Genomic DNA, 19875 nt, shown 5'->3' with positions numbered 1-19875 from the left:
CCCCTGGCATTTTACAGCAAGGGGTTAGGAATGTTATGCGTTATGGTCAATACTGGAGTTGCGAAATTTCGTGCTGGTCGTAACAATGCAGTTACTTACGGTTACAAGAGGTTAGTAACCATAGATGGATTATCGGTAGTGTCAGGGTTACATCTATTAAGTTTAACCTTTTCAGTGATTTCCCCTAATGCAGTATTAGCTTCATTGAAATCTTAAAATGGGCCAATGTAAGTTCCTATCAAAGTTGTTGGGGGGAGAGTTCTCCCCGAAATGTCACGAGTCGGAGCGAGCAATTTACACTTTTTCACTATGTTCCAGCTACGCAACTGACTCAACTCATTTAAATAACTATAGTCTGCTAGCCAACGATGCTGTACAAACAGAGCATAAGTATTAGCTCTCTTAGCAGGACAAGCTTCAGGTATTAACTGAGATATAATTCCTGGCAATGTCATTGATAAAAAACCTATCCATCCTATTGCAGCGAATCCCACAAAACAAATAAAACTTTTACTTTGTATCACGTTGCATTATCCTCACTAATGGAATTATTTAAATTACCAACCTTTAGACTGTCCCAACTGCAAAAGTGCGTCTAACATCTGTTTACCTTTGGAGTAATTTGTTCCACCCTGTTTCAGCACATCTTTGATAATGTCGCTGTCGCTAATTCCTTGCTGTTGCAGTGCCGTTACAGCTAGATAAGTAGGTCTGTAACCTTCCATTTCCTCATCTGTTGCAGGTGTGACAGCATTGGCTGGAAGAGTCGTTAGGGTATCCGTTACAGGTTCGTTACTAACTTCGTTATCCCTTGCTGTATCGTCGTTACGCTCGTTATAACTATTTTGCTGTTGCAGTGTAACGGGTTGCTGTTGCGAGGGTTGTAACGCTGTAACAGCTTCTGACTGATAACGTTGTTCCTGTACCCACTGGGAGGTAGCAAGCTGACTGATAAAGTCATTTCTCTCTGCTGTTTCAATAGCTTTAATTAGTGGTGTAATGCGTTGTAGCTGATACCCTGTTGCAACGGCTGTTACACCGCAACAGCTAGTAAGAAACAAGGAAAGGTAACGCAGTGAAACGCTAAACTTATCTTTTGGGTTTGGGAATAGGAACGGGCTAGATGACCAAAGCAACAGCCCTATTACAGTTGAACTACCACCGACTAGAGCGAGTAAATTTCTATTGCTTCGGAGTTGATCTTGTGGGCTAGATATTTTAATCATCACTTTACTTTACCCATTGAATTAAAGAACCAACTAATACAATGGCAATACAAACAATCAAACCGCCGATATAGGATTGATAATCTACTCCCATTGCTTCTGCTAGAAAGTCATCAGCTAAACCACAAACTATGAACAATAAACTAACAACCACTACAAGCCAAAAAGCATAATATTGAAACCGAGGGATTATATAAGCCGTGTAGGAAAATAGACCGCAACAGCTAACACCTAGCAGAAAGTAACCACCTAATTGAATGCTTTTACCCATGATGAAACTCCACTAAAAAGGGTAGTGATTAATTTCACTACCCCAAAGTTTTAACTATTAGTAGCCATAGGATTGTTTGATGGCATTAATCGCATTTGCAGCGTTAGTTTCTGCTGATTTAACTTCACTGTGCATTTCTGCATAATGAGGGCGCAAACCATGTAAATCCTTAGCTAATTGTGCGTTAGCTTGCTGTTTTTCAAGCTCAGTTCGAGCTACTTTTGATTGGTAGCGTCGGTGCGTGGTATGTACGGTAGTATCAGAATCCTCAATATTTTTCAGGGCTTTATAAGCACTAACTGAAGCAAGAGCTTGTACTTTCTTTTGCTTGGCTAAGATGCGTAATGCGTCTGCTTCAGCTTTATTAAAGTAGCGGGGGGCTTTGACAATTGGCGCAGTTCTCACACTGCTAAAGTCTGCATTATTTGGGGTGATAACATCTTTATCAGTTGCAGCTAAAACTTTGTTAGTAGCGAGGTTATGATTAGTACCATCATTTGCTAGTTGTCCACCAGCTTCAGTTGAGATGTTAGCTTTGTTGCGGGTGATAAATTTCAGTAGTCCCATGATTTAGTTCTCCTTAGATTCAGTTAGTAAATTTGGTTGATTGCCACTTAGAAGCAGTTCTGGGTTACAAGGTTTTAAACCCAACTCAGTCAGCAGGGTTACGCACTCAGTAGGTGACATAGGAGTGGCGATCGCCGTTTTAACCCGACCCGTAACTGCGTTATCTATGCGCTGCATTAGCCCTGGTGTAATGGCATCAGCTACGGCATTGATTAAGCTGCTGTAACGCCGTAATGGGTCTACATCCGACTGATGTAATGGCTGTGTAACAGTCTCTTGTAATGGGTCTATTACATCGTCTGTAATGTCGGCATTACAGGCTGTTGCGCCTTTGATTTGCTGTAATACCTCAAGCCCTATCGGTGTCCAGAAAACCTGATTATTATCACCAGTTACCCAGTGAGTACCTTCGATTAATTGGTCAGATTTGCGGGACTTCCAAACCCTTAAATTATTGGTAGAAATCCCCAAAAACTCCGCAGCTTGAGCAGTTGTGTATACTTCGTTGCTCATTAGCGCCGCCCCTCGATAAAGCCTGCAAGCTTACCAGCACAGACATCTTTATCGGTTTGAAGCTGTGCGATTTTCTGCTGCTGTAAGTTGTCAGCTTGCTGGAGAATTGCAAGCTGGTTACTGTTCCAGGCGTGTTGCAGAACGTTCAAACCGATGCTGCACAGGAATAGAGGGAACAGCACAGAGGTAGCGCCATCACTGGATGAGGAATCATTCATAATTCCCTCCTTTGTGCGATCGCTGTGAGCTTTTTTCGTTCATCATTAAATTTGTCTCCTATTTGCTAATGGGAGTCATTGCCAGCCCCGACCCGTGGAAAGCGAAGGGCTGGCTTAGGAAGTTTAGCTCCCTAAGTGTTTAAAGCTGGCTTAGGACGCTAATATTAGTATATAACTAAAAAAAGCAAGGTTAACTGCTAATCTTGATAGCAAAGGATTAACCATGCTGGTAATGACAAATAAAGGTAAAAAAGTAGTTCTTCATGTGGAGGTGGAAGAGTCCACTAGGACGCGACTGCGGCTTGAGGCTGTGCGTCGTGGTGTAACTATGGGACAACTGTTAGAAGAAATTGTAGATAAAACAATACCGCCACTAGATAGTAGAGATTAATGGCGATCTCATAATGGATGGCGAATTGAAAACTGTAAAGCAATTGTTAATAATTGCAGACTGCGTGGCATCTGACCACAATAATTCAATAAACAAGCATTTTTTTGGAGTGAGAAATTCCCAAGATCTCAGCCCTTAAAAAGGGTGAACTCCCAGCTAGTTAACCAGCCAGGAGCTTAAATCTTTTTCCCGTCTCTAAGTTTTGCCGACAGTGAGCGGGTATCCACCTATCGCCATCCAAAAAATAAGGATGGTATATAAAATTATGTTAACTGATGTCAGACCGATTCAACCACATACTACAGAGCGTATTACTCTATTAAGTGGCGACGAATTAATTCAAAAGACTGATGCTCTTGGATTATCGTCATCTATAATATTCTCCCAGCTTCTTCATATCAACTGCACACCTTCTTCTTTTATTGGAGGTGCAGCATGGTAGCCAACTTCAAACAAAGACTTCCTTATCAATCAGGTAAAAATCACCCCTGCCCTATCTGCGATCGCACCAAAGATGGCGACTGCAAGTTTTCTGAAACCGAGGCGCTGTGCCATACACATATAGACGGTGAACCTATCGGTTTAAACAATTCAACCCACCTTTTACTTTGGAAATATAACGGAGCTACTAAGGATCGGGGTTGGGGACAGTATCGCCTAGACACGAGAGAGAGACAAGAGAGAAAGGAAATCCGCGCCAAATCAAGGAAGGAATACTTCTACGACGATCGCAACGGCAACCGATTAATTAAAGTTACCCGCGTAGACGATGGGCAAGGTCGCAAGCAGTTCTACCAGTCTCACTGGGATGGTCAAAAATGGGTGAGTGGGCTAACTGAAGAAGTTAAAAAAGCAGTCCCCATTTATAAATACCAGCAAGTTCGATCTGCGATCGCCAACGGACAACCTATTTTTATGGTTGAAGGTGAGGGCGTAGCCGATGCTCTATGGGAATTGGGAATTGCAGCAACGACAACACTAGGCGGTTCTAAAAAATATCGCACTTATGGCGACTACTCACAAGATTTAGTAGGCGCATCATTGGTAATTAGCCCAGACCGTGATGAATGTGGGCTTGAACACATGGAAGATATTAATCAAGATTTCCCTGATGCTCAATGGTGCTACTGCTTCCCAGATTCTCCACTATGGGAACACATACCTAAAAATAGTGGGAGTGATTTAGCTGACTGGATTATCAATGACAAAGCAACTGAAAAAGATATTATGAACGCTGTAGGAGCCAAGCGAGAGTTAAAGCAGTTTCAACCAAACGATAACAGCAACAGCAATGTTATTTCTCATCCCACAGCTACACGGGAAATCTACACTAATGAAGAAATCGATCAAAAAATTAATCAATTTATCAGTGAGGGATTGTCTGGCAGCCAATTAGAATTGCAGCTTGCTAATCTAGCTGCAAATTCTCCTCACAGTTCAAGTGTTATTGAGAAGATTTACAAAGCCAAACTCAAAGAGTGTGAACTTTTTGAGAGCAGAAAGGAAGTCGCGGACGAATTAGATGTTTTACTATTAGCTTCTTCTTCCACTGTAGAACTTGAAAAAATCCTGCCAACTGACTTAGCAAATCCCATTACCAAATTAGCGAGTTGGCTTTCTTTACGTCCTGAAGGCTATCTAACTTGTTTGCTAACTGCTGTTTCAACACTGCATAAAGTAGGTACTAAAATAGTACTTCATAATGGTATGGGGTTCAAGGTTACGCCCAACTTATTCGCTGGAATTGTTGCCGAATCTTCCCAGAAAAAATCACCAATTGTTAAAGCAATGGTATCTGAGCCTTTGGGAATTTTACAAGGAAAAGCTAGAGAGGAGTATAACTCATCTAAAAAACAATACGAATTAGATTGCTCTGAGTGGGACAGACTCAAAGGAGATGAAAGACGCGATCGCTTCCCAGAGGGCAAACCACAAAAACCTGTAATGAAACGCTACTACTATTCAAGTAGCACTAATGAAGGGCTGGTTAATCAAGTTACTGCGTACCCAGAACAAGGCATTTTAGCCAATGTTGACGAGTTAGCTGGATTATTTAAATCTGCTAATGCCTACCGCAATGGACGTGGTAGTGATGAAGAGGATATGTTGAGTTTTTACGATGGCACGGGCAGCAGTGTTTTACGTGCCGATGGGATGAGAGCAGATTTAGAGGGATTACTACTAGGCATCGTTGGGACAATCCAGCCATTAACAATCCAAAAAATGATGCAGGATTGTTCCGATGGCAATGGTAAATGGGCAAGGTTCATCTTTGTTAATCAGCCGTTAGCCGCTTCAGAAATGCCGGACGACGGCGGAGATATTGACCTACATCTGATGTTGGCTCGTCTCTACGAAAATATTGATAAACTACCAGCTACTACTTACCGACTCAGCCCTGAAGCTTTCCAATATTTTAGAGGGCAGTATAACAAGCTAGAACAGAAACGAGTTAATGACCCAAACCCAGGTATGAGAACAGTTTGGGGTAAGACAGAGGGACGTATCGGCAAGCTGGCAATCAATCTGCACGTAATCCATGAACTGATGAACGGGCGGACACCATCTGAGGTTATACCCCTCGACATCATCAAAAAAGCTGTAAGGCTGGCTAAATTCTACTGTCATCAAGTACAGGCTATGTACAGTGAGTTTTCATCCGGTTCCCTCGCGCCACACTTAGCCAAAATTATACAACTGTGCGAGCGCAAACAGAGAGCAGTTACACCTAAAGAAATCTCTCTAACTTTTCCTCACAGCAAGCGCCCCAAAGCGGAAGTTGTAAAAATTTGGTTTAACGAGTTAGCTGCAATGGGATTGGGAAATGTTGAAGGAAAAGGTCGGCTAGTTGAATTTAGTAGTATTTCAACTTCCAGTAGTCTCCCAGTAGTCACCAGTAGTCACTCAGTAGTCAGTCCAGTAGTCAGCCAAAAACCTACTCAAACCCATATATTGCAAGAGTTACAAAATTCCAGTAGTCTCAGTAGTCAAATTTCGCCTTTTGCTTCAGTTGATCAGCTTGACGGGCAAAATGATTTACTGCAAGCACAATTAGTAGTTGAGCCAGTAGAAGAAAGAATTGAAAATTTGACTACTGAGACTACTGAGACTACTGAAAGCGTATTCGCTATACCAGTAGAAGATTCCAGCAGTAGTCATGCTACTACTGAAGCGACTACTGAGCTTACTACTGAGACTACTGGAGCTACTACTGAAATAAAAATTGATTTGAAAATTGGATCGAGCGTAATGATTAATTGCCCACAATCTCCAAAACACAATCAAATCGCGCAAATCTTAAGAGCAGCAAAAACCGAGGGGTATTGGGTAGTACAGTTTTCAGATGGTACGGATACCATTCTCCCTACAAGCAATCTGCCACTGGTACAACAGATGGCGCTTCCTCTACAAGAATCAGGCATTCAAGTAGGCGACAAGGTGAAGGATTCTAAAAAGGAAGGCGTTGTAGTTGAGCGATATCAGCAAGGCAGTGACTTTATATGTGGTGTCGATTTTGGTGACAAGATTGGTGTTGTCTACCTCAGTGAATCTGAGCTTAATAAAAGATTTACTCGCATTGGCTCAAAACTCTGAAAGTGCGAAAACGATTTGCGCTGCCCGTATTACAGACGCGCCTACTTTCTAGCTACTTATTTTCTGCACCCTAAACAGTCGTGTAAAACTGGAGGCGCGATCGGCAATACCTTTATTTGATACAGCACATTTGGATCTGTTTTGGTTTTCCTCATGTACAATCCCGATTGTGAAGGGTGTGTCAAAAAAAGGTATTGCCAAATATATTGCATTATGGACTGTATTCGCCAATATCGAGTAGCCACTTCCAATATTTATAGTGAGCTTGGTGATCTCAAAGGTTGTAACATTGCCGATCATGCACCTTTTCACAACAATGAGTATTTTGAGCAAGGTTACAAATCGTATCCCAACACCGCGATCGCGGTGTTTACTCAAAATTAAAAATACGGTTGTTGAAGATTTAATGCTCTAACAATTCTCACCAGCCAAACTACCAGTACAACCAGTACGTTCAAGCAATCTCTAGTTAGGGTTAAAACTTTTTATAACCATTTATTTTTGTAGTGTCAAGAGTTTTCACTCTTTGTTGCCACTCCAAAAACTACTATGGAAAAACTAAAATAAATAAGGTAGGGATAGAGAGAACACTCAAAAAATGCAGCAAATCAACATTGATGCCCGTGTAGACGAGAATGGTTTTATCTACTTGAAAATGCCTCCGAGCCTTGCAGGTGTGGAGATAAAAGGAACACTGTTGTATCAACTTCCGGCTCAAGATAGTCAGAATATAAAGGGGAAAAAGATTGATATTAATGCTGTTCGCAATATCTGTAAGGATATTAGAAATTTACCAACACTGGATCACAGAACCCCTGATGAAATTATTGGCTATAACGACTTTGGAATCCCAGAGTAATGGTTATTGATACTTCAGTTCTCATGGCAATTATCTATGCTGAACCTGAAGAATTAATATTTCTTGAGCTAATTAATGAGAGTGAGGATTGTCTGCTTTCTTCTCCAAGCTATGTTGAAGCATCTATAGTTGTAGGTACTAAACATGGTGAGCAGGGTATAGAAAAATTGAAATTATTGATGGAAGCCCTCTCTATAACTATTACCCCTTTCAGTGCAGAGCAAGCACAGTTAGCAAGTGAAGCATTCTTGAAGTTTGGTAAAGGTCGCCATCCAGCGAAGCTAAATATGGGAGATTGTTTTTCCTATGCTTTAGCAAAATCTACAAATCAGCCTTTGTTATTCAAAGGTAATGACTTTACCCATACCGATATCGACAAAGTAGTTTACTAAAGAGGCTCAACGTTATACCTGCTAATACTCCTAACCAGTCTGTACTCGGTTTTCTAGCAGTTGCAAAGAACGCTCAACATATTCCCAGTGCTTCCACGTGGCTAGAGCCACGCCATTGATAAAATTAATTCGACTCGCAACAATATCCACTTCATACTGATCAACTGCACCACTACGAGCAACAAAGTAATCGTAAGCAGCTAAACCATCATCAATAAACTCATCAATCAGTTTATTTAGTTCCTTATCTGATAACTTGTTCTCAACTCCCACACTGGATAAATCTCTCTTTAACCTTGATAAAACAATCACAGCAGCAAAATGACGTTCTGCAAGGAGAGCTAATTGTTCATCAGATTTATCAGTAGGCAGTTCTGACAGTACCAGATGGTAACAAGGAGACTTCACACTAGGAGCTAGATTGCGAGAAACCATAAACTCTAATGTAAGTGACTCAACATCATCACCGTACATATTTCCACCAATAACAAGCGCCCCTGTTTTTTCCAACACATTCCCAACAGTCGCTCTAAAAGATTTACTGGTATAGATTCTCCCAATCATCACTTAGCATCATCTTGACTATCACTACTCAATGTCGTCAAATCAAGCTGTTTGCGTAGTTCCTTTATTAACACTTCAACAGCTTTTAACTTCTGACTGTACGCTTTAACATCTTTATTAAGTGGCTGTAAGCCTTGTTTAACAGCTTGATTAATATCTAAACTCTGCTGATTAATATTAGCTGCTATCTGTTTTAAGTGATAACGCACCTCCCGATTAGCAACAGGCATCACAGTTTTACGTCTTGGTAGTGCATAGTCAAACAGTCTAGCCCTGATATAATCACTCTGCAATATTCCCTCACACCTAGACTCTAACCGCAGTTTCTCAGCATGACTTACACGGAACGTAATTGTAATATCCCTGCTTGGATCTGGAATTATGTTGACTCCTGCTAACTGAGCCTTGATAGCATCTCTAAGTTGTGAGAGCGGATTAGCTGTAGACATAGGTGTAACCAGTAGTTAGATATCAGATTGTCTGAAGGTATGAATGCAGGTGAGCTATTTGCATATTTACTGCTGACAGTACCAAGCTAAACTAACCAAAGTTTGATTGACGTAGCTCCTTAACAGGAGCTTTTAGCGTTTTACCTATTTTAACAAAAACTATAATTAACGCATTACACTACATATAGACAATAGTAAATCTAACAACTAGCTACTAACAAAGGGCATAAGACTTAAATTTAGACATCAACTGTACCAACAGTGCAAGCTGTAGCGTTTTAATTGGTGACTGTAGCTGGCATAGTGCAGGAGGTTCTGATTTCCAACTGCTGGAACTAGACTGTACAAAGTGAAAAAGCTAATATGCTCCTGTCAAGTCAGTTGCCAAAATCTTCCTCTCGCTGACTGTTGGCTTACATGAAGTTAGCAGTTTTAACCGACTGTCTGATATCCAACTGAATCTTTCTGAAGAAAGTTGATACTAATAGTGAGGTAAACTGATCCTTAAATAGATGAGTGTAGTAGTTTCAAGACTGGAACAATGCCAAGAAAGCAGCAAAGGATTAAAGATTCTGACAAAAAACGCCAGAAGATTGTCGAGCGACTGCAAGCCAAAGTTGACAAGCCTAAAGACGTAACCTTGCGGGATTTTATTTTAAGCGTCAAATCTAAAATAGAAGAAGTGTTAGAAGCTGGCTACAGTTATGAAGAAATAGCAGAGACTTTTAAACTAGAAGGAGTGGAAGTAGCAGCCACTACCATCAAAACTTATATGGCAGATAGCCGAAGTAATAAAACCTCTGGTAAAAAGAGTAAGAATCAACCAGACACACCAGCAGAGTCAGATTTGCCGATGGAGTCAGACACAGAAGCAGATGAGGAAGAGTCATAATTAGTAGTTGAGTAGATTAATCACAGTATTCTCGGTTGATGATTCAGCTTTATTAACTTGATGACGTTAACGTTGCTAACGCTTGCAGTTCCAACCAAAACTTATGAATCTTATGAATGATGAATTTGATCTACCAAAAGTAAATATTGGAGCCAGGATTCCCCCAGCTTGGGCAGAAGAACTTAAAGAGTTGGCTATTAATATAGGCTGTAGTCAAACTGAATTGATAACAGAAGCCATCGGACGCTATCTCGAAAAACCGATAGATAAAATAGTTGACCGTGTTACTACTCTAGAAAGAAAGTTAGATGGATTCAACGATAACGGTACTGTTGAAACTGTTGAGACTGGAATAAGTTCAAAGTTACTCAATAAACTTGAGCAAGTTATAGAGATTAATCAAACCATTATTAAAGAGAATACTAAGACTAATCAAATCCTCATTAAAAAAAATTCTGAGATTAATCAAACTATTTTTAAAGAAAACACTGAGCTTAAAAATATTATAGCCAACCTAAACAATACTATAGCCAACCTTAGCCATCAACTAAATAACCTTAGTGATCAAATAAATAATATCCAACAGCAACCTCCCACTGAGAATCTGACGCTAGTTGATACTGGAGGAAGTCCAGAGTTAATCAAAAAAAATGAGCAAGTTATAGAGATTGATCAAGCCCCAATTAAAGAAACTGCTAAGATTAATCAAACTATTATTAAAGAAAATACTGAGCTTAAAAATACTATAGCCAACCTGAAAAATACTATAGCCAACCAAAAAAATACTATAGCTAACCTTAACCATCAAATAGATAATATTAAACAGCAACCACCAATAGAGAGATTGATTGAGCCAGTTTCTGACAATAAGTTTCTTGGAGGTCTTACCCAGACTGAACTGTGCATACGTTCTGGTATCAACCCTGGAAGTTTAGCAGGTAAGGCTAAAAAAGCTGGTCTATCTCCCCAAGAGTATCTAGCAGAGCGGACTGGTTGGGAATACCGAGTACGACCAGGCGGCAAGCTAGGACGGTGGTATCCACCAGAAGAGTAGTTGCCCACTAGCCGTTAGCATCGTTAACGTTCTTTGAAACATCTAGCGTTAGCATCGTTAACGCTAGATATATTTAACAGTATTAATACTCAAACTATTTGGAAATTACTAAGCGATCGCTCGATTGAAAAACGTTAACGGTGCTAACGGTAGTACAGCTTGACCTGTACCCGTACTGCTAAAACTATACCCAATGACAGACGATTGGTAGCCCCAGAGGAAGCAGACTGATAACAAGGTTTAGGCTGTTTTATCCTTAGCCAGCCATGCGCCCCCTATACGGAATTGTAGTGCTAAACAGAGTTGTTGGGGGCGCTGCTGGCTAAGGGGAGACCCCTTAGAAACCCCAAGAAAGGGAGAAACGCACGTGGGAGTAAAAGCTAAAAGATCTGATGGTGCAGTACGAACGATCGCCTGGTCGGTGCGGTTCGCTGCTGACGAATGCGACCAACTCAGAGAAAAAGCATATCGCGCCCACACTAGCGTTAGTGAATATATTCGTAGAGCAGCACTGGGCAGAAAGGTAATTGAACCTGCCCCACCACCAGCAGTTAACATTCAAACTTATCGAGAACTATCAAGCATTGGTAACAACCTCAATCAATTAGTAGCAGCAGTAAACAGAGCAGTATTGATGGAGCAGGATGTCAATGTTGATGAGTTGAAACTGTCAAGACTTATAGATGGGTTGCAAGTTTCAATCAAAGAAGTGCAAGTGCAACTGTTAACCGTTGAAACTGGAGAGGATAACCAACAGTGATCGGCAAACAGATTATTAGTAACGGTTTTGGTGCGACTAGCAAATACGTCTTGGGTAAAGAAGATGCAGAACTTCTTTACAGCAATATGGGCGGTGCTAATTACCAGCAGTTATCCCAAGAGTTTGCTGCGATCGCACGATTACGACCTAATAATAATCGCGCTTGTCTCCATGCAGTATTGTCATTACCTCATAGAGAAGATGATCAGGGAGAGGTAATTGCACATGAAAGTCTGAATAATAACCAGTGGGTAGAAATTGGTCAACGCTGGTTAGAGGAAATGGGATTTACAGATAATCAATATCTAATGGTTCGTCATCACGATACAAAGCACGAACATTTGCACATTGTCGCTAACCGTATCCGTTTAGATGGAGAAGTGGTTCCCGACAGTTATAATTTCTTTCGCAGCCAAGCTGTTATTAGAAAAATAGAACAAGACTATGAACTAGAAGCCGTAACGCCTAGTTGGGAAACTCACCGTCGCGCACCCACTACACCAGAACTGAAAGAATTTGAACGAACAGGCACAGGTAGTGTCAGATTGACTATTGCAGAATTAGCACAAGAAGCTGCTTCAAACAGTCCAACCATGCCAGAGTATCTTGATCGCATGAAAGAGTTAGGCGTTGAAGTCAAGGTCAATATTACTAGAAACGATAAAGTACGCGGTCTTTCATACTCAATGGGTGCTTATGCTTTTCAAGGTAGCGACATTGGGAAAGACTATAGCTGGAATGGTTTGCAACAATATTTAGGAGTTAGTTATGTCCAAAGTCGAGACTTTGAAACAATTAGCCAAGGGGAAAGCCGAACGAATAATAGTAAATCTCGACCTGCCAGAACAAGTCAGCAAAATGAATCAGGCGATCGCACAGTTGAGCCAACAGTTAGCCAACCAGCAGCAGCAGATCACCAGTTTGACCCAGGAAAACAACTGGTTCAAACAGCAGTTAACCAACTCAATCGAAACACAGAGCAACTTACAGCAGCAGTTAGCCAACTCGATAGAAGCACAGACGACTTTAGCAGAAGGCTTGAGCAAACTAACAGTAACAGTAGAAAACGGGCTACCAATCTAAGGCGGGACAGTTAGTGGAATCTTGATGACAATGCGATTGGGCAGGAAAAATGCCAAGAAAGAGAAATCAATCGCCCAGATTGTGTAGTACAATACTACAAACAGCTAGAAACAGTAATTCCTAAATGTTGAAATAAGAAAACCAATTAGATTAAGTGAAATTTCAGTATTTAGTTAATTAAACTAGATGATTTGGTAAGATTTACGGGGTAAAGGTAAGTCACCCATCTGTGAGATTACCCAATCAAATAAAGCGGGAAATTCTTGATTGAATAAACGTTGTGCTGCTGTGGTCTTATCGGCTCGTTGGATATCAAAGTTATGAATAACAGTCAACACCTGTAAATGCTTTGAAGAAATTCCGCGTCCACAATGATGTATACGAGATAAATAACCATTGCGTCCCTCAATGGCAGAAGAGCTACGTTGAAATTGAGCCGACATTTGCTCCGCCCAAGAACGCCAGTGTATCCATTCATTCTTAGAGACTTTACTGGTTAAGGGATGTTCCAATAAGTGGCTTGAATAATGCCTTGATACCTGAGTATAAATTTCCTTTAAAGCAGGGTTTTTAGTTTGTTTAATGACTGAGAGCCAATAAAAATGGGGTAAAAAATAACCAAGTAACCAATTAGATAGGTCGGGAGAAACTTGCTCTAACTGCAAACTTTCTTCTACAGATTGCCACCACAGGTTAATTCCAGCAGCAATCGCACTAACTTGACCGCTAAATGTTGATATAGCTGTTTCTAACTTGGGAATTTGGTAAGTATATCCTAACGTCGCTAACTGGGGTAATTGTTGATAAAGAATGGTGGCGACATCGACTGTAGTTTGAAACCCACTACCATCAATAGCAAAAGGATGAACGGCACAAGTAATTTGATGCAATATATTGTGGTAAGCCAGCTTGCCAGTTAATAAAAAGTTATATTGCTCTTGTAGAACAGCAATTTTTTGTGCTAGTTTTTTAGGGATAGATTGGCTATGTCCTGAGTAGTTTAAAGCTTGATTATGTAGGGTACGTAACTGTTTCTTAATTTGATTTAATCGGTTACCAAAACGGCAACCGATTACTCTGGAAATACCCCGCATGGCATGAAACAGGTCAGGGATGGAAAGACAACCCATATGCACAGCCAACTGAATTAAAGCACTCGCGCGGTCACTGACCAGAGATTTAACTATCACCGTCGTACCCAAATTGTTGAGCGCACTCTTAGCTTTTTGGCTCCAAGTGAGGTACTGGCGGTCGGTACTATAATCTTCTAAAATAATGTAGCCGGAAACCAAATCCATCAATACCAGTACAACTTCAGGAAAGAACGTTTCGTCAGCCCCCGCACGGACTTCAATCGGCGCTGAATGGTTTTCCAACTGTTGTTGCATCTGTACCTGGTAGTTGAGAATTTGCTCTCTCATCTGAGCTTCAATACGGCGCAAGCTACTGGGAGAAACTCCGATGACATTCTGCAATCGTAGAATATGAAAAAAACGAGAAATTGCTTCGCAACCAACCCCTTGTTGAATCCCAAAAATATAGAGGGTAGCAAACACTAATAGCCGCAACCATTGATAAGCTTCTGGTATCTCCCATAGATATGATTCTGGATGTAGGTCACGTCGCTTCATGGCTTGTTGATGCCGATGTACACTACTTTTAGAAATTTGTGTAACCTGTGCTATCTTACGGAGAGACTTTTGACCGTGATTCCAACAAGCTTGGGAAATATCAAAGCAACGCTGTCGCACATTCATGTTATTTGTCAGCTACACAGGACAATAAGTTTATATATTAATATTAATTCGCGTTTTATAAACGCGAACTAAGGAGATATTTACTACCCCAGCTTATGGACGACCTCTCTAGTAAAACCTCTAAGTTAGCCCCAAAAGTTAGAGCCACACAATCACAAGATTTAGCAACTCGTGCTCTTCGTATCAAAGAAGCGATTGCTCAATTAAGGCAGGAGATCGAGCACCTAGAATTAGAAGGTAATATCGCTCCACCTGATGTTTGGGTCATGCGCTACAAGGCTCGTAGCCGTACAGGTTATTATTGGTATTACAAATTGCAAGCTAAAGAAGCGATTTTTCCACAGAAGATAGATAGTAGCAAACGCAGTAAGTACAAACATTTAGGTAAAGCTGGTTCCAGTGAACATATTGATGCTGTAATGCTTGTCGCACGTCGCGGAAAAATTGATGCTTGTGCTAGAGCGATATCTTCTCTTTATGAAAGTTGGCTGAGTTTATATTCTGAATCTCAGCCGGAATCCACACCAGAGAGTACACCCAAATAATTAACTTTTAATTAGAAAAATCTTATTTTGTTCGCGTTAGAGTAACGCGAATCTACTCCAAATTAGTTTTTTGTTCTTATTCCTATACTACATCTAAGAATGAGCATCACGAACAGAGCATAGCAGCTTTTTACCATTTACTACCTCTACTGACTCCGCCCCAAACTGTCCCGCCTTAGATTGGTAGCCAGAAAACGTACAGAACAATCAGAGCGAGAATTGGCAACAGCCCCTAGCGGTGCTGGCTCAAAAAGTAGAGCAGCAGCATCTTCCCAAATCGACATTACAAAAGAGCTTGACCAGCTTGGGTCAACAGTTGAACAAGCTAATACAGACCTTGAATTGCAACTTGGGGGAAATCAATCAGCGGATCACGATGCTGGAAGAAACAACAGCACAACAAGAAACAGTCAGCCAACAGCAAGCCCAACAAGTGGAATTAGTGAAGCAGACATCTCTCAACAGTTTGAAGAAATTAACCGAATCCATGAAGGAACAAGACGCAGACGTAAAGCAGAGCTATCTGAACTTAAAGAAGACTTGGCAGCAGGAATTAGCGAACTTGAAAAAGAAATAGATGATTCTAGCCCAATGGCAATCGCTCAAAAAAATTGGGAATCAAGCCCTGCATGGCAACACCGTCCAGAGTGGGAACGTAACTTTTTAACTTGCGCCTTTGAAGAATTGAAAAAAACCGCAGAAAATTTTCAATGTATTGAGGGAGCTACATTTAAAGATGAAAAATATATGGCTTACATGGTTAATCCCAAATCACTGTACATCAAGGTAGTAGGTCAACCTGTAATTGCTTATGAATCTTACCGTGATAAAGAAGCTCGCCAGTGTCTCCTGACACCAGAACAAAAGCAGGCATTTTTACCACCAGGGCAACAGCTAGAAATTAATCATGAAGCCGAGCAACAAATTAGCATTGGTGAAGAAGCACCCAATGAGTTGCAATTAAATGATGCTACCGCACCCGAATATGCCTCAAATCTTAACCATCAAACTGCTTTAACTGTTCCAAGTGACCCAACTATTCCAACTAATCAAACTGACTCAACTGTTCAACATCCAACTGTTCCAACTGTTCCAACTGAGTTAAACCAGGATGATGATCAAACTGATGATGATGAATCAGTAAATGTTGATCCAAGAGAAGAGAATTGGCAACCTCTACGATCGTACTTAATTGAAGATTGCTGCTTACCAAGTGATATACTCGATGCGCTGCACGAAGAAGGATGGATCTATGCAAATAATGAAGACATGGCAGTATTCAGTTTGCGTACTTCCCAAAATGTAGAAACAGGTGTGTGGGTACTTGACCCTGAGACTGAATCAAATACATGGATAGATTTAAACCTTGATCCAGAGGTTGAGAAGGAAGTAAATGGAGAACCTGCTTACTTTTGGGTAAGTTCATTAAGTGACGCACCTATTAATAAAGTCATTATTACGAGTGACCCAATCGAAACAATTTCTAGCATCGCTCTAGATCCTAGTTTTGGTCAAAACAATACTCTGTACATCGCTACTGAAAGTGCAGAACAACTCCCTATAGAACCTCTACAAAAGCTTGGAAAAAACGTTGTAGTAAGTTTTAAAGGCGATGAAGATGGTATTGAACTAGCGAACGAAGTAATGAGCGTTTTACCGAACAGTCAGAAGGTAGAACTGGATGAAGCTGGTTGGAATGGAATTTTACAAGCACAAGAACAAGAGCGCCAAGCCGAAATAGAGCAAATGCAATTAATAGCCCAATACCAGGAAAAGCAACAATCACAGATGGAATTATAGCCACACTCCATGACGCGGAACTTACTACCTATAAAAATTTCTAAGGAATTAAATCCCAAATTTTAATTGTTACAATTTTAAACTGCACACGCTCTTTCTGTTAGAAGTGAAAAATCAAAATAACTGTAAAATTGTAAAGTAAAAGATTTTATGCCCTTGTATTGACTGCGTTAGCAGATTTTTATTCTATTAACAGAGAGCCGATAGGCTCTCATTAAACTTTAGACTGTGCATAGTCTGATCGCACATTCGATTACTAATTAATTGTTTGATTAGCACCACTAACGTGGCGCTCACTAAAAAGTACCGTGATTGTTGAAAGTCTTTTTCACTTGTTTTATTACAACTAATTACTGCACTGTTTCACTACTGTTTCTAACTGCACTGCACTTCAACTGATTACTGCAATTGCACTGCTGCACTGCACTTTCTGACAGTTCTACTGCATATTGATTTACTGCTGCACCTTGTACTGCACTTGTCATACTATCAATTGCTGGTAAAAGGTTGATAAACCGTTAAGACTATTTGTATTCCCGTATATTCTTTTCGGCAAAGTTTTACAGGAATATCTTACTGTTGACGAAGCTCAAAGCCTGTTAGTAAGGACTATACAGACTGTTTGATAGGCTCATAAACATTGCTACTCGGAAGCGCGAGGAATGCTTTGCACCACTTGGGCGATCGCACTTTTTCCCTCTGCTACTCAGGCAACCAATCAGGGTTAAGGGTGTCATCTTGGGTAAAGGGTGAATCTGATGGGAAAGTGTTAATAGATAGTCCAGTTTCGTTAGCAGCACTACGCCGTGCTTTAACATAGCATTTATCAAAAACTTCAGAGTAAAAAGGTTTCAGGCTAGGGCTATATTCAAGTAAAAGTTCTAATTGGTTGCGCTGTTCATCAATAGTATTTAACCAACTGTTAGAACGTCTTTCAGGCTGATATTTATACTTGAGTAAGTGCATGAGTAATACCCTCAGTCTGTTTTCTAACTCTCGTCGCTGGCTACCACTCATTGCCTCAATTTCTTCAATTAAATTATCAAAATCTACATCATCAAATTGATGATTTCGCAACAGTTGAGCCGTCGTATCAAGCCACTTATAATAATCAATATGATAAAGCTCTTGATATGAAGTAAGTTTTAGGTTAGTGGTCATTGGTCAACCTCGCCTTTATTTGGGCTATTTTCAGCCTAAACTAAATCAGCTAATAAATCTGTAATTTCCCCTTGATGACTTAATCTGTTATCGTCATAAATCATCAAAGTATTTAAGTTACTATGCCGTGATAACTTTTGCACCCGCCGCACATCTCCGTTAGTCGCTTCTAATGCTGCTGTTACCGATGAATGTCTAATCCTGTGCGGGCTTAACTTTTTAGTAATACCAGCGTCTTGTGCGATCGCATTAACAATCTTATAAATAGAAGTAGTGCTGAGACGATGCCCTGGTGATGCTTTGTCAAGGCTAATAAACAGAGGCTTGTTAATATCAGTCTCCCTTTGTGCCTGTAACCATTCCTGCAAAGCATTGACAGTTGGAATTGATAAAGCTACAGCTTCCTTCTGACTCCCCCGACCCTTACCTAGAATCCATAATCTACGGGAATCTAAATCTAAGTCACCAATCGAGAGCGATGATACTTCCCCGCGTCTAAGTGCATTATCCCACAGTAACCGGAGTATGGCATAATCACGCTTGCCCCGATTCGTGGTGCGATCGCTCACTGCCAGCATTTGCTTAAACTCCGATGGTTTGATCCCCGTAGTATCGCGATATGGTTTAATGCGTTCTGATTTAATATCAGCAAGAGTCCAAGCGCATTTACCCACCTTAAAAGCATAATTTACCAAGCTCTTGAGAGCCGCCAAGCGCCTGTTAACCGTTGCCTCTTTGAGTCCACGTTCAATTAAATTTTGTTTGTATCTTAGTACCAGAGCGACAGCTTGAAACCTGTCTAACTCCAGAAACTCTACCGCTTGTTGAGGTCTAGGGTTGTTACCAGTAACAAACTGGAAAAAATCTTTAATATCCTTCACATATTCCGACTTAGTTTTCGGGCTGCGCTTATCAGCCACAAAATCGCGTAAAACATCTGGAGTTTGGTTAGCCAGCATCAGTAAATCCGGTAATTTGGGTACAAGTGTACTATCATCCATGATTACGAAAACTAAATTTAGCGTAACCATGATTTTAATCGTGTGGGCTTGGCTAAATAACTATCAAGCAACAATTTGTTAGCTGTTCAGGAAGTATTCGCCTTTAAAGGCTGTTTAGTTCCCTGTTATTATGATTAGTCGTAATTTTGATTTGAGTGCGGTTATAGCTCAATCTGAAGGCAGTTTTTCTGAGTAGTCATTAGAAAAGTGCGATAGCACTTAGCTGTTTCTACAAGGTCTTATACCAGTCTTTTACAAAAACAATACTGAGTAATTAACGGTTTTCTATCAGTCTGTTACCAGTGTCATACCTTGCTAACAAACTTGTTACAAGTGTTATACCAGTCTGTTAGAAGTGCTATACACTTACTAATAGGCACAAGACGCGCGTAGTCTACCTAGTCTGTTACTAAGTGTTGTAAGTAGTAACGCACTACTAGCGTAGTGCAATCGTAAAAAGTACCGTGATTGTTGAAATTCTTTTCCCTGTGGCATTGCACTTTAGCACTTTTTGACTGCCTTGTAACACCGCTATCTCTAACTGCCTTGCTATACTGCACTTGCTGTTTACCGTGTTGTACTGCACTTGCTGATTACCGTGTTGTACTGCTATCTCTAACTGCCTTTTGACACTTCAACTGATAACTACCTTGTTGCACTTATAACAGTTAGAAGTGCATCTTGATTGAGTGTTGCACTTTGATCAATTAGAGACGCTCGATCGCTCAACTGTTTCTACACAAGTATTACATCAGTCTGTTATTAGTATTTTACTCTT

At 40.6% G+C, this 19875-nt stretch carries 25 protein-coding genes; 13 read left to right on the top strand and 12 right to left on the bottom strand.

The window, feature by feature from the left end; all coding sequences use genetic code 11:
- The first annotated feature begins 42 nt into the window (after window positions 1-42).
- Entirely contained in the window at window positions 43-216 is a 174-nt protein-coding gene (locus CRI9333_RS27145) for a hypothetical protein (protein WP_015180103.1), read from the top strand.
- Here CRI9333_RS27145 and CRI9333_RS24445 read toward each other — a convergent pair.
- The 6 genes from CRI9333_RS24445 to CRI9333_RS24420 form a co-directional block, all read right to left on the bottom strand.
- Window positions 213-455 (bottom strand): hypothetical protein, encoded by a 243-nt coding sequence (locus CRI9333_RS24445; protein WP_041227126.1) that lies wholly within the window; start codon window positions 453-455, stop codon window positions 213-215. The two genes, CRI9333_RS27145 and CRI9333_RS24445, sit on opposite strands and share 4 nt — an antisense overlap.
- A 102-nt stretch (window positions 456-557) precedes the next feature.
- The gene (locus CRI9333_RS24440; RefSeq protein WP_015180101.1) at window positions 558-1226 is read right to left on the bottom strand and encodes a hypothetical protein; all 669 of its coding nucleotides are present in this window, start codon (window positions 1224-1226) and stop codon (window positions 558-560) included.
- A gap of 4 nt (window positions 1227-1230) precedes the next feature.
- Window positions 1231-1497: a hypothetical protein gene (locus CRI9333_RS24435; RefSeq protein WP_015180100.1), complete on the bottom strand. Its 267-nt coding sequence runs from the start codon at window positions 1495-1497 to the stop codon at window positions 1231-1233.
- A gap of 57 nt (window positions 1498-1554) precedes the next feature.
- Complete coding sequence (locus CRI9333_RS24430; RefSeq protein ID WP_015180099.1) at window positions 1555-2064, bottom strand: hypothetical protein; 510 nt, start codon at window positions 2062-2064, stop codon at window positions 1555-1557.
- Between the two features lie 3 nt (window positions 2065-2067).
- On the bottom strand, window positions 2068-2577 hold the full coding sequence (locus tag CRI9333_RS24425; protein WP_015180098.1) for a hypothetical protein: 510 nt from the start codon (window positions 2575-2577) through the stop codon (window positions 2068-2070).
- A complete protein-coding gene (locus CRI9333_RS24420) occupies window positions 2577-2795 on the bottom strand; it encodes a hypothetical protein (protein WP_015180097.1) in 219 nt (72 codons plus the stop codon). The genes CRI9333_RS24425 and CRI9333_RS24420 overlap by 1 nt, the downstream gene beginning before the upstream one ends.
- Window positions 2796-3018: 223 nt before the next feature.
- Between CRI9333_RS24420 and CRI9333_RS27495 the strand changes: the two genes are divergently transcribed.
- From CRI9333_RS27495 to CRI9333_RS24405, 6 genes are all read left to right on the top strand, one after another.
- Entirely contained in the window at window positions 3019-3186 is a 168-nt protein-coding gene (locus tag CRI9333_RS27495; protein ID WP_015180096.1) for a hypothetical protein, read from the top strand.
- Window positions 3187-3397: 211 nt separating this feature from the next.
- Window positions 3398-3628 (top strand): hypothetical protein, encoded by a 231-nt coding sequence (locus CRI9333_RS26335; RefSeq protein WP_157462511.1) that lies wholly within the window; start codon window positions 3398-3400, stop codon window positions 3626-3628.
- On the top strand, window positions 3622-6780 hold the full coding sequence (locus CRI9333_RS24415) for a DUF3987 domain-containing protein (protein WP_015180094.1): 3159 nt from the start codon (window positions 3622-3624) through the stop codon (window positions 6778-6780). Before CRI9333_RS26335 ends, CRI9333_RS24415 begins: the two co-directional genes overlap by 7 nt.
- A gap of 213 nt (window positions 6781-6993) precedes the next feature.
- Window positions 6994-7164, top strand: a complete 171-nt coding sequence (locus tag CRI9333_RS27140) for a hypothetical protein (RefSeq protein WP_015180093.1) — start codon at window positions 6994-6996, stop codon at window positions 7162-7164.
- 214 nt (window positions 7165-7378) lie between these two features.
- Window positions 7379-7639 carry a hypothetical protein gene (locus tag CRI9333_RS24410; protein ID WP_015180092.1) on the top strand — a complete coding sequence of 87 codons (261 nt, stop codon included), beginning with the start codon at window positions 7379-7381 and terminating at the stop codon, window positions 7637-7639.
- Window positions 7639-8031 carry a type II toxin-antitoxin system VapC family toxin gene (locus CRI9333_RS24405; RefSeq protein ID WP_015180091.1) on the top strand — a complete coding sequence of 131 codons (393 nt, stop codon included), beginning with the start codon at window positions 7639-7641 and terminating at the stop codon, window positions 8029-8031. Before CRI9333_RS24410 ends, CRI9333_RS24405 begins: the two co-directional genes overlap by 1 nt.
- Window positions 8032-8061: 30 nt before the next feature.
- Here CRI9333_RS24405 and CRI9333_RS24400 read toward each other — a convergent pair whose 3' ends face one another.
- Window positions 8062-8595, bottom strand: coding sequence for a relaxase/mobilization nuclease domain-containing protein (locus tag CRI9333_RS24400; protein ID WP_015180090.1), 534 nt, complete (start codon window positions 8593-8595; stop codon window positions 8062-8064).
- The gene (locus CRI9333_RS24395; RefSeq protein ID WP_015180089.1) at window positions 8595-9044 is read right to left on the bottom strand and encodes a plasmid mobilization protein; all 450 of its coding nucleotides are present in this window, start codon (window positions 9042-9044) and stop codon (window positions 8595-8597) included. The genes CRI9333_RS24400 and CRI9333_RS24395 overlap by 1 nt, the downstream gene beginning before the upstream one ends.
- A 541-nt stretch (window positions 9045-9585) precedes the next feature.
- Here CRI9333_RS24395 and CRI9333_RS24390 point away from each other — a divergent pair.
- The 4 genes from CRI9333_RS24390 to CRI9333_RS24375 all read left to right on the top strand — a co-directional run bounded on the left by CRI9333_RS24390 (window position 9586) and on the right by CRI9333_RS24375 (window position 12847).
- The gene (locus CRI9333_RS24390) at window positions 9586-9936 is read left to right on the top strand and encodes a hypothetical protein (protein WP_015180088.1); all 351 of its coding nucleotides are present in this window, start codon (window positions 9586-9588) and stop codon (window positions 9934-9936) included.
- A 103-nt stretch (window positions 9937-10039) separates the two neighbouring features.
- Window positions 10040-10990 (top strand): ribbon-helix-helix domain-containing protein, encoded by a 951-nt coding sequence (locus CRI9333_RS24385; RefSeq protein ID WP_157462510.1) that lies wholly within the window; start codon window positions 10040-10042, stop codon window positions 10988-10990.
- A gap of 367 nt (window positions 10991-11357) precedes the next feature.
- The gene (locus CRI9333_RS24380) at window positions 11358-11750 is read left to right on the top strand and encodes a plasmid mobilization protein (RefSeq protein WP_015180086.1); all 393 of its coding nucleotides are present in this window, start codon (window positions 11358-11360) and stop codon (window positions 11748-11750) included.
- Complete coding sequence (locus CRI9333_RS24375) at window positions 11747-12847, top strand: relaxase/mobilization nuclease domain-containing protein (RefSeq protein ID WP_015180085.1); 1101 nt, start codon at window positions 11747-11749, stop codon at window positions 12845-12847. The genes CRI9333_RS24380 and CRI9333_RS24375 overlap by 4 nt, the downstream gene beginning before the upstream one ends.
- A 168-nt stretch (window positions 12848-13015) precedes the next feature.
- Here CRI9333_RS24375 and CRI9333_RS27965 read toward each other — a convergent pair whose 3' ends face one another.
- Entirely contained in the window at window positions 13016-14590 is a 1575-nt protein-coding gene (locus CRI9333_RS27965; protein WP_015180084.1) for a DUF6399 domain-containing protein, read from the bottom strand.
- Window positions 14591-14685: 95 nt separating this feature from the next.
- On the opposite strand from CRI9333_RS27965, the gene CRI9333_RS24365 reads away from it, so the two are divergent.
- Together CRI9333_RS24365 and CRI9333_RS27960 are read left to right on the top strand one after the other, a co-directional pair.
- The gene (locus CRI9333_RS24365; protein ID WP_015180083.1) at window positions 14686-15135 is read left to right on the top strand and encodes a hypothetical protein; all 450 of its coding nucleotides are present in this window, start codon (window positions 14686-14688) and stop codon (window positions 15133-15135) included.
- A 180-nt stretch (window positions 15136-15315) separates the two neighbouring features.
- Entirely contained in the window at window positions 15316-16935 is a 1620-nt protein-coding gene (locus tag CRI9333_RS27960) for a hypothetical protein (protein WP_015180082.1), read from the top strand.
- Window positions 16936-17285: 350 nt separating this feature from the next.
- On the opposite strand, the gene CRI9333_RS28210 is transcribed toward CRI9333_RS27960, so the two are convergent.
- The 3 genes from CRI9333_RS28210 to CRI9333_RS24350 form a co-directional block, all read right to left on the bottom strand.
- On the bottom strand, window positions 17286-17420 hold the full coding sequence (locus CRI9333_RS28210; RefSeq protein ID WP_269667537.1) for a hypothetical protein: 135 nt from the start codon (window positions 17418-17420) through the stop codon (window positions 17286-17288).
- Between the two features lie 217 nt (window positions 17421-17637).
- Window positions 17638-18096 carry a DUF29 domain-containing protein gene (locus tag CRI9333_RS24355; RefSeq protein ID WP_015180081.1) on the bottom strand — a complete coding sequence of 153 codons (459 nt, stop codon included), beginning with the start codon at window positions 18094-18096 and terminating at the stop codon, window positions 17638-17640.
- A 35-nt stretch (window positions 18097-18131) separates the two neighbouring features.
- Window positions 18132-19097, bottom strand: a complete 966-nt coding sequence (locus tag CRI9333_RS24350; protein WP_041227128.1) for a tyrosine-type recombinase/integrase — start codon at window positions 19095-19097, stop codon at window positions 18132-18134.
- Between the last annotated feature and the right edge of the window lie 778 nt (window positions 19098-19875).

Source organism: Crinalium epipsammum PCC 9333, from assembly GCF_000317495.1.
GTDB classification, from domain to species: Bacteria; Cyanobacteriota; Cyanobacteriia; order Cyanobacteriales; family PCC-9333; genus Crinalium; species Crinalium epipsammum.
This window is presented reverse-complemented; position numbering and strand designations above follow the sequence as displayed.